Raw genomic sequence first — 13,501 nt, forward strand, 5'->3', positions numbered from 1 at the left:
GACTGGGTTTGTGAGTTACTTTAAGAATTAAACTTTCAAATAAAATAAACTTCGGATAGCAATTCTTCTAGCTAAATTACTCGAATTTTGATCTCTCATCCTTTTTGAGAGACCCTTTTTTATAATTATGGTATCGATTCTTGTACTATTTCAATTTATGGGTTTTGAATTAGCCATCTTGGATCTAGTAAAAATATACCCTTATAAAAACCCCATACTTTTTATCCTCTTTGCTGTAACGTACATATGATGGCTTACATTTTTATTTCAACATTTTCAACAACGACTTCTTTATTATTTATATCACTAACACCACTTATTGTTATCAAAAATTCAGATATATCAAACGCTGCATCATCCCATATACGGATGCTGACAACAAGTTCATTTATTCCAGTGTGATTAAATGATGTGTCGTATCCATAGGATAGACTCTGTGAATTTATATAGACTTTCCCGTTCGTAACTTGAACAGCTTCAGAGAACGTTAACTTTAATTCTATTTGCTGGGGTGTTACCAAGAAGTTCTTACTCGAAAAGTTAGTTAAAACTGTAATGTCATCTTCATTAATATCTAAACCACTAATTTCAAATAAACGTCCATATAGATGTTGACTAACTTCTGCAGCTGGAAATGATTTTTTTAACTCCTCTAGTAAATGATTGGAATTGTGAAAAGTTCTTGCTGCACCTCTCCCAATCTGAATCTCTGTAGGGACCCAAGATGGAATAAAAGCATTTAAATTAATACGTACTTGTTTATAACCACTCTCAGAATTAATCGATGTATAATCGATAAGGCCATGCGTAACAGATGCAATATCTTCTGTCGTAACATCACTATTCTTTTTAGAAACAATAAATGAACGTAAAGAGTCACCCATTTCATCTTTTTCTTGATAACACTCATAGCCTAGTTGATGTAATTGATTTAATAAATTAAACGGTTCTTGGTATGAGTAATTTACTCCATTAATTGTTATTACAGAACCTTCCTGTACTTCCCCATCATAATAAATTCCTGATAACTGAATAGTATTTTTCAATTCCTTTGCTATTATTTTCAATTCTTTATCTTGCAAAGTAACTGAAGACATTTCTACTAATAAGTTTGCCATAAACTCATTTAGTTCAATTGTTGTTTCATCTATTTGCCTCTGTGTTATATTACTCGAATTTAGAATGCCCTCAGCCATAGTAATCCTGTTACTTACTGTTTTCTGAAGCATACTTGAGAGTTTCGATATATCCTTATCCTTCGCATTTTCTATTGCTAAAATTAACGCTTCTCTATTTAAATTTCTAAAGTTGTAAATTTGTGAAGCAAGATCCAATAAACCCTCTAAATATTTCTTATAATCAATTGTATAAGGAATTAATGACAAGTCTGCCCTTAACTTATTAATTTCCATTATATTAACTGTTGGAACTAACTGTTCTATGAATGGATACTTGTGGAAATCATTCACAAACAACGCATTGATTTCCTTAACTAACTGATTAGATGATACAATCAAATCATTATTTTGTTCATTGATTGCCTTTATAATAGCTAAAACTTCCTCTGGTTTTGTGAAATTAGACTTCTTTAACTCTGTTTTATACTCGTCATGAAGATTTGATAAATGATTATAATGATAAATATGTTTATACTCAATTATATTATTATTCTCGTCCAGCAAGGGAATATTTTCATTACTGAATTCGCTTAAATAATTATCCAACAATAACTTTTGAATTTTGCTTGGGTTAACAATTTGTATTAGACTTCTTATTCCCTCTATATGTGCTTCAATATATTTTTCATTCGTGTGAGTCAAACTAAGAAGAACTCCTCCACTTGAATACTCAGTTTCAAAATACAAAATAGAGTAGCCTTCTAAATCAAATGTAAAATCATCAGGCAAATTTACAGTTATTGCTGGAATACCTATACTATTTAATGTCCAGTTTTTCGCGATGAATCCATCAAAATAATATTGCTGTTTGCCGTTTATTAAAAGTAATTCATTCAATGTATTTTTATTATTATTCCCTTTAAGATAATCAGGATTAATAAGGGTTTCTATAGTTACCTTATTATTTAAAATATATGCATTAATAAAGTCATGTCGAAACCATTGATTATCTTGGCTAACTACGTACACATCCGTAATAATATTATTGTTCACTTTATATACTTCAATATTACTATTATACCATGCGATAAATTCGTCACCCAGTTTATAGGTAATTAAATTAGATGGTGCAATTTGACCAACTTTTGAAGGCGTATCTTCTCCTTCAACTCTTGATACTAGACGATATTTAATTTTCGCATCTCCTGCGTTAAATACAGACAAAGTAACAAATCCATATTTCCCTTCAACAGGTACTACTTTGGCTGCGAAATGTTGCTCTAACTCTCCATCTTTGATATCTACATTAATATTATCTTTCACTTCTACATAGTTTCGAATAAGTTCTTTTGCATTTCTTACTTCACCTGTAGTAGATGTTGTTTTATTTACCCTTACTGCTTGACCAAGTGTAATATTTGTTCGATCACTTGCCAGTTGATGAATTGTACCTGTCGTGTTTAATGTAACTGTTTTATCTGTTTTTATAACTACCAAATTGAAATTACCTTTACCAGAAATATAAATATCGTTGTTTGAATCAACTTCAATTAACGCTATAGATGCATTTAATTCAACATGGGTTACTCCCTTTGAAATTGTTAATTTAGGTAATATAACTTGTGAGTTTGCTATGATTGACGTATTTGCTTCAGTAGAAATGGTTGTTACATGTGTAGTACCATATAAACCTAACTCAATATCAGTTCTTTTAATTTCCATAAAAGCAACAGTAGAATCAGCAAATATAATTTTTACACGTGTAATGACTGTTTCCGCTACTGGCATTGCTAAGGAAGCCGTTCTTTGTAATCGGGCTATTTCAGCTGATTCCACAATAGAAACTTTTCCTCGTACATCAACAGCTTTAAAATCTACACTTTCCTTTATACTACTTGAAATTGTTACATTTCCAGCTACAACTAAATTTCTAACTGATTGATTGTCTGCATTCACTAATAGATCGCCTTTAATTGTCAAACCAGAACCATCAAATGTTCCGGCATTATTTAATGCTAAATGTGTAATTAAAGTTACTTTACCATTTTCAATATTAGCTGTTAGATGTGAACCAATTAAAGAACTTTTATTATTTGAAGTAAATAACGCTTTTACCGAATCAGCTAGAGTATAATTTTTACCATCGATTTTTACTGTATTTCCTGTCACTTCTGATATATAACCTTTAACTGCGGTAACAGTCCCCGGTAATTGATGATCGTTACTGCCATCTGGAAGTAAAACATCCCCACTATCAAAACTTATTGATCCATCTAGATGTGAAGTGTTAGAAGTATAATTTGAGATTATATCTTCAACTTTTACACCGTCTTGCAATATATATTTGATAATAGATAAACCTTTATTTAAACGAATGTTAGCTTTTGCTGTTTTTACTTCGAAATTCTTAATTGAACCTGTTAACTCCAAGTTAAGAGCTTTATTAGATGTAACAACCAAACGATTAATTATAGCAGTACCAGCAATCGTTGCTTCTACATCTTCAAAAATAGTTAGCTTCTCAATTTGATTGTTTAACGTAATATGTTTTACTCCTTTTTTAATAACAATTTCATTTGTAAATTCAACATTTTCCAACCTTACATACTCAGATTCAACTGTTAATACACCATCAAATTTTGCAACATTTGATTTCGGTGGAGGTGTTAAATTTGCAGTTGGAAGTTTTGCTAACGAACCGTTTAACACAATTGGGTTATCCGCTGAACTTTCTGCAGTAATTGTTAATGCTTGAACCGAAATGAGCGTATCTGCTGAAACAGTGGCCTTTACTTTTGCTCCCATTAATGCTAACTCATTAGAAGGTGATAAAATCGTTTTCAGTTCATCAGGAATTGTAAAAGCTTGCTCACCAATTACAATTTGTGTATCTCCTATACTAGAGATTGTTCCTTCAACCGGTTTATTTTCTTTAAGTTGAGTTGATACTTGTTCTGCACGTACCACAAACGATGCCATTTGACCGCGTTTTACAGCTTGATTCGGTGCATAAATAGATAGTGAAGAACCTTGTGTAATTTTATGGTTTAATAAAGTTTGGATGTAACTTCGATAACCGTTTTTCTCCGTAACATCTGTGAACGGCAGATTAATATCAGTCGCAATATCTAACTCAAAAGTATTCACTATTATTTTCGCCATTTGGCCGCGAGTTATGGGCGCACTTGGTTTAAAAGTTCCATCTTCATACCCATTAATAATGCCTCGTTCTGCTAATGCATTGATCGCACCGATATATTCAGAAGAAGTCGGTATGTCTGTAAATTTACTAAGTTTAGATGATGTATCAAGATTTAACAAATTAGCTAAAATTTTTGCCGTTTGTCCACGTGTTAATGTGGCGTTAGGGCGGTATGTTTTGTCCTCATAACCGTTAATAATATCTCTCTTTACTAGTGATTGGATTGCATCGTAATGAGAGTTCGTTTCTTTAACATCTGTAAATGATGCTGCACTTGTAACCGGTGCAACTACCGAAGCTAAGACTGCTGAAGCTGTAAAAATCTTTAATATTTTATTATTTTTCAAGGTTTACCCGCCTTATAGTTAATTTTAAGTAATATATTACCATATTAAGGATAATAAAAGTAAAAAATATATAATTTAAATCTTGTTCATGACTAAAAATATCCCCTTCTATGACTGATTACTCAGCAATTTTGTATAGAGGCTTAACCATTTTTTTCTTCTTTGTGATGAAATGTTAATAATGTGATTATTTATGTTCGCGAATTTAAACCAGTTTAATCTGAAAATGAAGACTTAACACCCAACCAAAGACAGGTTGGGAAAGATGAAGATGATTAAACACTAGGTAAAAATCTGAAGAATATGAGGTGTGTATATAATTACTTTTAAAATGTTTGACATTCTCGATCTGGCAAAAGCTTTTTAGATACCGTTCACCCTAAAAGAAATAAAATATGGTTTATTTAGTTACTTTTCCTTTTGCGCAATGTACAGTTCCAAACTAGAACATACCAATATACGCGAAATACTTAACAGGTATTCTCATTTTACAAAAACACAACAACACTATTTAATTCATTCAACTAAAAAAGCACCTAACAAGTTTTCACCTGTTAGGCACTTTCGAAATTACGTTATGGATGCTAATTATACTAAATCACAAACCTTGGTACGCTTAGTCTTGAATCGCAGCTTCTAACGCAATAACCATCATATCATTGAACGTTGTTTGACGTTCTTCTGAAGTTGTTACTTCACCAGTTAAGATGTGGTCAGATACAGTTAATACTGTAAGAGCTTGACGACCGAATTTAGCAGCTAATGTGTAAAGTGCAGATGTTTCCATTTCTACAGCTAACACACCGTATTGTGCTAATTTTTCGTTTTGTGCTTCATCTGAATAGAACATATCAGCAGTGAAAATGTTCCCTACACGCACGTTTAAGTCTGCTTCTTTTGCAGCATTGTATGCTTTTAATAATAAATCGAAGTCAGCAGTTGGAGCAAAATCAATTGTACCACCGAATATAACACGGTTTAAACTAGAATCCGTAGATGAAGATTGAGCAATGATTACATCGCGCACTTTTACATCTTTTTGGATCGCTCCGCAAGTACCTACACGGATTAATTTTTGTACACCATACTCTTGCATTAATTCGGTCGCATAAATTGATATTGAAGGTACACCCATGCCTGTACCTTGTACAGAAATACGTTTACCTTTATACGTACCTGTATAGCCTAAAATATTACGCACTTCATTATACTGAACTACATCTTCTAAAAATGTTTCAGCAATATATTTTGCACGCAATGGATCTCCTGGTAATAATACGATTTCTGCAATGTCGCCTTTTTTGGCATTAATATGAACGCTCATTTATAAAACCTCTTTTCATCATAATTCTTCTAAATTGTAAACGTTTTCGTATAAATATTCAATTGTTAGACGTCTTGCTTTTTAAAAATATTGGTTAAACATACAATATTTTGTCAAATGTCAGCAATTTCACATCTTCGAATTATAGTTAAACTATACCTAAAAACGCTTCGGTATGCAAAATATCAATTGAATTTAGCCTCATATAAATCCCAAAGTGCATCAAATGCCTCAGTTGTTAAATATTCATCTGACTGTAATTCAATATAGGTCGAAAGTTCCTCGAAATTATCGGATTGCTTTGGAAATGAATGATCTATGAACATACTTTCAGCAAAACGGACTTTTTCATCAGACCATTCTCCCCCTCTATATGTTAATACATAGTGATAAAATGACTTTTTCAATATATTCCCTCCTACTTATATATTTTTACATTATTATAGTGAAAAATCCCCATTAGTGTAGTAAAATAATAAAATATTGATTTTTCAGAAAAGATGGTGAATTTATGCGAAAGAAAAAAAAATCAAGTACGAAACTAGAAAAAAATAATAAAAAAATGAAAACTGCAAAAAAACCACTACGTTTCTTCCATCTCATTCGAGGTAAAATTTTAATTGCGTTTACAATTTTAATGGCAATTATCCTCGCTATGCAAATTTTATCGTATATTAATATAACAAACTTACAAAATAGCTTGCGTAGTTTTGCAGATGAAAATTTAAAACAGCAATTTCAAATTAACAACCTGGCTTCTGATATCGCAAAACTGTCAAGCCATGAACAGACATATTTAATTACAGGTGACGAAAAGTATCTGCAATTATATGAGGATACGAAAGAACTAATACAAAACAATCTGACATCTGTTCAGAAATCCTTTGAAAATCAGGATGAAGAGTTGAAGATTGTTGGACAAATTCAGCAATTTTATACGAATTATTTATCCTATTCTAAATCTACAATTGATGTACGTCAAAAATACGGTTATGAAAATGCGGCAAAACTCTTCCAAAATAGCGGAAGCCAAAGCTTCAAATCATATATTGATGAGAATACATCTAAACTGATTCAAATTTTAGAACAACGGAACGAGGAATCCATAACGGATTTAGAGCAATTTGCATTAGCCTCTAAAATTTCTTTTTTTGTATTAGCTTTTATCGCGATTATATTGACTATGACGTTAGGCTATATGCTATTTAAATCAATCCGAAGAAATACAAAAGCAATTAATGAGTCCATTTTGGACATTGCACAAGCTGGCGGCGATCTAACACGTCGTGTAAATGTTAAAACTAAAGACGAATTCTCTGAAATTGCCAACTCAACAAATATCCTAATCGAGTCTATATCCGTATTAATAAAGCGTGTTTCTAACCTCGCAGATAATGTGTCAGGTAGTTCTCAGGAATTAATGGCTTTAGCAGATGAGAATGCACGTACGATTGATTTCATTGCAAACTCTACGATGGATATTGCGAATGATAGCACTGAGATTTTAACTAGTATCGGAAATGCAGCAAACGAAATGCAAAAGCTTGAGCAATCAATGCATGAGTTAAATGAAAAGGCATTGGAAGTTCAGCAGGCCGCTCTAAACATGAAGGATGCTGCACATATCGGCAGTAATTCGGTTACACAATCTTCAAACGTGATGCTGGAGATTGAAGAAACGATGGCAACTACATCGGCAACAGTTGAAAATTTAGGCCGTAAATCTGAAAATATTACATCCATTATTAGTACTATTACAGCAATTGCTGAACAAACAAACTTATTAGCTTTAAACGCTGCTATTGAAGCCGCACGTGCCGGAGAGCATGGACGTGGATTTGCTGTTGTTGCTGATGAAGTACGAAAGCTTGCAGAGCAGTCACAGCAGGCTGCAAGTGAAGTAGCTATAATTGTTGGATCTATTCAATCTGAAGTGAAATCAATTATTGCTCAAAACCAAACAGGTGTACAAAAAGTAATTCGCGGTGTCGAAGTAACAAATGAAACAACGGATTCTTTGCAGAATATTTTGTTACAGACAGAAAAAACATCGGATATTTTGACACATATGGTTGGTCAAATTGAGCAAACATTGCACAATAGTCACGATGTGAATTCTTCCTTCGTTCATGTTGCTGCCGTTGCAGATAATACAGCTGCTAATACGGAACGCAGTGCAGCTGCAGCTTCCCAAGGCTCGGCTTCGATGGAGGAAATTAATGCATCGGCTGCCGAATTGGCCGCGCAAGCAGATAATTTACGAAGTGTTGTGAGTGAATTTAAAATTTAACACTAAAAAACAACTCGCTTATGGGATTCCACAAGCGAGTTGTTTTTATTTGAACATTGATAAATATTGAGGATAGCCTTCCTTTTCCAAATCTGAAACTGGAATAAAGCGTAATGCCGCAGAGTTGATGCAGTAACGTAATCCACCTAATTCCTGTGGTCCATCTGGAAACACATGTCCTAAATGCGAATCGGCAGTTTTGCTTCGAACTTCTACACGACGCATTCCGTGTGAAGTGTCAAAATGCTCCGTCACTTCCACTTGTTCGATTGGTTTTGAAAATGATGGCCAACCACAGCCTGCATCATATTTATCTTTTGAGCTGAATAATGGTTTGCCGGATACAATATCAACATAGATTCCCTCTTCAAAAACATCATTGTATTCGTTTCTAAATGGTGGTTCAGTTCCTTGATTTTGCGTGACATGATACTGCATCTCTGTTAATTGTTTTAAGCGTTCTTCTTTATTCATTTACTTCGACCCCCAATGTTTTTCAATAAATCCAGCCCGTCCCGAACCAATGGAATAGCGCTCGTAATGAGCAGGATTCTTTTTATAGTAATGTTGGTGATATTCTTCAGCCACATAGAACGGCTTCGCTTCTAAAATTTTTACTGCAATTGGTGCTTTGAATTTTCCGCTTGCATCCAGTTTCGCTTTTGATTGTTCTGCGATTTCTTTTTGAACAGTGTCATGATAAAAAATCGCCGTTGAATAGGATTCCCCGCGGTCATAAAATTGGCCACCCGCATCAGTAGGATCAATTAATGTCCAATAAAGCTCAACTAATTTTTCATAAGGGTAAATAGCTGGATCAAATGTAATTTGCACAGCTTCTAAATGGCCAGTTGTCTCACTGCAAACTTGTTCGTATGTTGGATTTTCAACATGTCCCCCTGTATAGCCTGACACAACCTCTATAATACCGGGTTGTGTATCAAATGGCTTTACCATACACCAGAAGCATCCCCCTGCAAATGTCGCTTTTTCATATGCCATAAATCTGCCTCCTAGTTCTATTCGTTTGGAATAACTACTTCTAATTCTATTTTATCATTAGGAAGGTCAATTTCCTTAGCTCGGACTCTTGAACCGCTTGCAATATTTATACGAGATAAATCTACATAAATTTCCTCGTCGTTTGGCTTCACCGTAATCCAATTTGGGAAATCAACCGCGTCATCAATCATTTTCAATACAAATTCAGGTGGTATATTTGCTTTCCCGACATGGACTGCTTCTTGATTCAATACAATATTTCCGTCCTTCACAACGGGGATAAAATCCATCTGAATCGGCAAATCGAAATTAAAAATGGTTAATGTACTGTATAAATAAATTTTCTCATCAATAACGATTTCTACAGGAACTGGGGATTGTTTCATCGCTGCTGTTAAATATTGTTTCGCAATCGCTTCAAATTCCTTTGCTGTCGTTTCAACTTTTAGTATATTGCCCTCTATCGGGAGTGGAGGTTGTTCTGTGACTTGTTTTCCATCTGCAGTTAAAAGATACAGAACCGAAGCTAGTGTTAATAACACTGTGCCCGCTAGTAATAAAAATGCTACTTTCCATTTGTTCATATACTCACTCCCCAAATCCTATTAAACCGTCTGACATCTCTTCTATATTACATGCTTGCATTGTTTCGATAATGCGTTCTGCCATGCGGTCGTAACCTGTGCTGTTCGGATGAAAGAAGTCTACATGATATACCATATCCTCATTTGACACAAATAAATCCTCTACAGTTACAAAACATGCTTTTCCGTCCTTTACTGCCAATTGTTCAATGGAGTAATTCCATTCAGCAATAATCGGATCAAAAGGTGTTACTTCATCTACTACTATCGAAAAAGGGTTATAAAAACCGACTAGAATTATTGGTGCATCGGTATTAATTTCACGTATTTCTGTAATTACCTGTTCATAGCGTTCATTAAAACGAGGTAATTCTTTGTCAAACATTGTTTTAGTCATTGTAAATAAATTATTTTTCACTATTTTCATGACATCGTTACCACCAAGTGATATAGAGATAAGGTCTGCTTCTGCCAGCTCCTCATCATAATGGCCACGCTGTAATAAATCTAAAAGCTGATCGCTGCGTCGACCATTTTTCCCACGGTTATCAAGTTCTACCGATTCAATCATCGGCCATTTTTCAAGCTCTTCCTGTAATCGTATCGTATAGCCGTATTCCATGGTTTCATCGCCAACACCACGTGTCAATGAATCTCCTAAAGCTAAATACTGTATAGGTTGAGCATTATCTTCTTTACGATTGGACCAATCTAGTTGAAATACATCATTTATTATATCGAAAAAGCCCGTAGTTTTTTGTTCAGATTCATCTTCCGGAATGGATAGCTCATTATTTTCAGTAATCGAATTGTCGGTTAATTGCTCTTCCACTAGATTCGGGTCAACTGTAATGGAGCATGCGGACAAAACAATAACAGCCAACGTTGCGAGTAAGAACCGCCACATACAATTTCCCCCTTTATATTATATTATTTTATTATAAAATATTTTCTGCACCATGAGGAATGATTTGCCTATAAACATCTGGATCTATGGGAAATTATCATTATTTTATATTATGTAAGTAATTGCATAAAGAATCTCAATCATAAATAAAAAGGGTAATTCTAGAGGTACTGACCTTTAGAATTACCCTATTTTTATTCGGTATAATACATAAAGCCGATTGCACCTTCACCAGTATGTGTAGTGATTACCGGCGATGTAAATGCTACTTCTATTTCTCCTGTAAAGCCTGTTGCTTTCACTTGCTCTATTAACGGATTAACTAATGTATCCATTGAATTCGCATGAGAGATTCCTACAGACATTACTTTTTTGCCTTTTGTATCTTTTTCAAATTCACTCATTAAAAATTTTATGATTTGCTTATAGCTTCGTGGTTTGGCACAAATGGTAACTTCACCAATATCCAAGTGGCCAATCGGTTTAATATTCAGCAATGAGCTGACAACCGCTTTACCTTTTCCGATTCGTCCGCCCTTCACCATGTTTTCCAATGTATCCAGTGCAACGAAAAGACGTGTGTTTTCACGGACTTTGTTAACTCCTGCCACAATTTCTTCTACAGATGCTCCAGCGTCACGTAATCGAATTGCTTCACGAAGTTGGAAGGCAAGTCCGAATGCGATATAGCGTGAATCAATTACTGTAACATCCGCGCTGCTCATTTCTCCTGCCTGGTTAGCAGATTGGTATGTTCCACTCATACCACCTGTCATGTGAATGGAGACAATTTGCGCCCCATCCTTCCCTAACTCATCATACAATTCTTTAAATACGCCCGGAGAAGGCTGAGAGCTTTTAGGTAACTCTTTTGCTGTTTTTAATAATTCGATAAATGTATCCGGTTGCAGGTTTACGCGATCTGTATACGTTTTATCATCAATTTGCACTGTTAGTGGTACCACATGGATTCCATGCTGTTGAATTTCTGCATCTGTTAAATCACATGTAGAGTCCGTTACAATATGAATTTGACTCAAAGAAAACACATCCTTTTTCCATCTTCCTTACTATTATAAAGAAATCATTTTTGTTTACCAATATGACATTTGTCATTGTAAAGAGCACCACTTTATCATCATTCTACTATGACATATAGCAGTATAACATCATGACATTCAACTATCACTATTATTTACCATTTGTACTATACTAATATAAAGAGGAGTGAGTTGTACGATGCAAAAAATAGATACATTAGATTATAAAAATTGGAAGGAAGAGTTGTGGAATGCAATTACACATGGTATCGGTCTGGCAATTAGTATTCCTGTCTGTATATTGCTTATTATTTATTCAACAATAAATGGATCTGCCATACATATTACTTCATACGCCATTTTCGGAGCTTCGTTAATATTGCTATTTTTAATGTCTACGCTATTACATAGTGTTCCGGAAAAATATAAACGTACATTTGCGATTTTAGACCACTCATCCATCTATATATTAATTGCAGGTACCTATACCCCATTTTTACTAATAGCAATCGGAGGAACATTTGGCATTGTCATGCTATGTATTATATGGTCCATTGCGATATTAGGGGTTTTATTTAAATGTTTGTTTATCCACCGGTTTGAAAAATTATCTTTAGTATTATATATATCAATGGGCTGGCTGATTATTATCGCCATTCGTCCGCTCTACAGTTTTTTAACGTTTGACGGATTTATGCTTCTTTTATTTGGCGGATTATTTTTCACTTTCGGTGCCATTTTCTTTGCTTGGACTCGTTTACCTTATAACCATGCAATTTGGCATTTATTCGTAATTGCAGGTTGTGGCTGCATGGTAGCCTGCGTGTATTTATACTTAATTTAACCTTAACGGGTTCGGTTGATGGGGAGAAAACAATAAATAACACAGCTTTTGGGGATACAATTCCATATGAATTGGTGTCCCCTTTTTTGTTGTTATATTAAGAACGGGGGCCGCAATTAGCAGAAAGATTAATAAGAGCCCATAAATTTATGTGCATTTGGTAATTAGATATTGGAATGAATAATTTAGAAGGAATATAAGGGATCTATATTAAAATATAGAAGAATATAAGATACTGTTCTTTAACGAACGGGGCAGGTTTATGTACGAAAATTTGCAGATTCTAGGGGGATGTTATTTATGATAAATATTTTCGTTGGATTCATTTTTGTTTTCTTCAAAACAAATTTAAGTTTTTTGGATAGCGGAGCGACTTATTATATGACCAATCTAATTGGTTACATATCGATACTTTTCGGGATAATCGAATTGGGAAGAACCCATCAAAAACTGTTAAAGGTTAAACCTTATGTAATGATAATGATCGTTCACAGTTTTATCTTTTTCTTCTTAAATATAACAGGTACTTCGCCGTTAACGATGCCTTTGTCAACTTCACTCGCGGTAATTGTAGCTTATGGTGGGCTTCTGCTTATTGTTGCAGGTATGTTTATAATATTTGCTATTATCTCCGAACTGTTGGACGATTTAAATAGTAAAAAGAATAAAGATCTATTATACAATCTAATAAACATCATGATGTTGCTATTCATTCTAGCAGGTATAAGTGCTTACTTTAATACGTTTGCCACTACTATAATGGGTACTTTATTGTTACTGGAAGTATTATTTTTAATTAGCTATTATTACGTTTTCCTATCAGAAAATGAACAATATACATAA

At 34.0% G+C, this 13,501-nt stretch carries 11 protein-coding genes; 3 read left to right on the top strand and 8 right to left on the bottom strand.

Annotated elements, in window-relative coordinates; translation table 11 throughout:
• Positions 1–254: 254 nt before the first annotated feature.
• From NYE67_RS09515 to NYE67_RS09525, 3 genes are all read right to left on the bottom strand, one after another.
• On the bottom strand, positions 255–4,667 hold the full coding sequence (locus tag NYE67_RS09515) for an S-layer homology domain-containing protein (RefSeq protein ID WP_340729851.1): 4,413 nt from the start codon (positions 4,665–4,667) through the stop codon (positions 255–257).
• A 616-nt stretch (positions 4,668–5,283) separates the two neighbouring features.
• Positions 5,284–5,991, bottom strand: coding sequence for a purine-nucleoside phosphorylase (gene deoD / locus NYE67_RS09520; protein WP_340729852.1), 708 nt, complete (start codon positions 5,989–5,991; stop codon positions 5,284–5,286).
• 185 nt (positions 5,992–6,176) lie between these two features.
• Entirely contained in the window at positions 6,177–6,398 is a 222-nt protein-coding gene (locus NYE67_RS09525) for a YozE family protein (protein WP_340729853.1), read from the bottom strand.
• 104 nt (positions 6,399–6,502) lie between these two features.
• Between NYE67_RS09525 and NYE67_RS09530 the strand changes: the two genes are divergently transcribed.
• Positions 6,503–8,281 (top strand): methyl-accepting chemotaxis protein, encoded by a 1,779-nt coding sequence (locus tag NYE67_RS09530; RefSeq protein ID WP_340729854.1) that lies wholly within the window; start codon positions 6,503–6,505, stop codon positions 8,279–8,281.
• A 45-nt stretch (positions 8,282–8,326) separates the two neighbouring features.
• On the opposite strand, the gene msrB is transcribed toward NYE67_RS09530, so the two are convergent.
• From msrB to NYE67_RS09555, 5 genes are all read right to left on the bottom strand, one after another.
• Complete coding sequence (gene msrB / locus NYE67_RS09535) at positions 8,327–8,755, bottom strand: peptide-methionine (R)-S-oxide reductase MsrB (RefSeq protein ID WP_340727962.1); 429 nt, start codon at positions 8,753–8,755, stop codon at positions 8,327–8,329.
• On the bottom strand, positions 8,756–9,283 hold the full coding sequence (msrA, locus tag NYE67_RS09540; RefSeq protein WP_340729855.1) for a peptide-methionine (S)-S-oxide reductase MsrA: 528 nt from the start codon (positions 9,281–9,283) through the stop codon (positions 8,756–8,758).
• A gap of 17 nt (positions 9,284–9,300) precedes the next feature.
• A complete protein-coding gene (locus tag NYE67_RS09545; protein WP_340727964.1) occupies positions 9,301–9,867 on the bottom strand; it encodes a YpmS family protein in 567 nt (188 codons plus the stop codon).
• Positions 9,868–9,871: 4 nt separating this feature from the next.
• Positions 9,872–10,774, bottom strand: coding sequence for a GDSL-type esterase/lipase family protein (locus NYE67_RS09550; protein ID WP_340729856.1), 903 nt, complete (start codon positions 10,772–10,774; stop codon positions 9,872–9,874).
• 194 nt (positions 10,775–10,968) lie between these two features.
• Positions 10,969–11,814 (bottom strand): DegV family protein, encoded by an 846-nt coding sequence (locus NYE67_RS09555; RefSeq protein ID WP_340729857.1) that lies wholly within the window; start codon positions 11,812–11,814, stop codon positions 10,969–10,971.
• A gap of 199 nt (positions 11,815–12,013) precedes the next feature.
• On the opposite strand from NYE67_RS09555, the gene trhA reads away from it, so the two are divergent.
• Positions 12,014–12,658: a PAQR family membrane homeostasis protein TrhA gene (gene trhA, locus NYE67_RS09560; protein WP_340729858.1), complete on the top strand. Its 645-nt coding sequence runs from the start codon at positions 12,014–12,016 to the stop codon at positions 12,656–12,658.
• A 300-nt stretch (positions 12,659–12,958) separates the two neighbouring features.
• A complete protein-coding gene (locus NYE67_RS09565) occupies positions 12,959–13,501 on the top strand; it encodes a hypothetical protein (RefSeq protein WP_340729859.1) in 543 nt (180 codons plus the stop codon).

It is taken from the genome of Solibacillus sp. FSL W8-0474 (genome assembly GCF_038004065.1).
In the GTDB taxonomy this organism is placed as follows: domain Bacteria; phylum Bacillota; class Bacilli; order Bacillales_A; family Planococcaceae; genus Solibacillus; species Solibacillus faecavium.

Bases quoted from the DNA above. Each gene is read 5' to 3' on its own strand.
- deoD (WP_340729852.1), bottom strand. From the start codon at position 5,991: ATGAGCGTTCATATTAATGCCAAAAAAGGCGACATTGCAGAAATCGTA.
- NYE67_RS09530 (WP_340729854.1), top strand. From the start codon at position 6,503: ATGCGAAAGAAAAAAAAATCAAGTACGAAACTAGAAAAAAATAATAAA.
- msrB (WP_340727962.1), bottom strand. From the start codon at position 8,755: ATGAATAAAGAAGAACGCTTAAAACAATTAACAGAGATGCAGTATCAT.
- msrA (WP_340729855.1), bottom strand. From the start codon at position 9,283: ATGGCATATGAAAAAGCGACATTTGCAGGGGGATGCTTCTGGTGTATG.
- NYE67_RS09545 (WP_340727964.1), bottom strand. From the start codon at position 9,867: ATGAACAAATGGAAAGTAGCATTTTTATTACTAGCGGGCACAGTGTTA.
- NYE67_RS09550 (WP_340729856.1), bottom strand. From the start codon at position 10,774: ATGTGGCGGTTCTTACTCGCAACGTTGGCTGTTATTGTTTTGTCCGCA.
- trhA (WP_340729858.1), top strand. From the start codon at position 12,014: ATGCAAAAAATAGATACATTAGATTATAAAAATTGGAAGGAAGAGTTG.
- NYE67_RS09565 (WP_340729859.1), top strand. From the start codon at position 12,959: ATGATAAATATTTTCGTTGGATTCATTTTTGTTTTCTTCAAAACAAAT.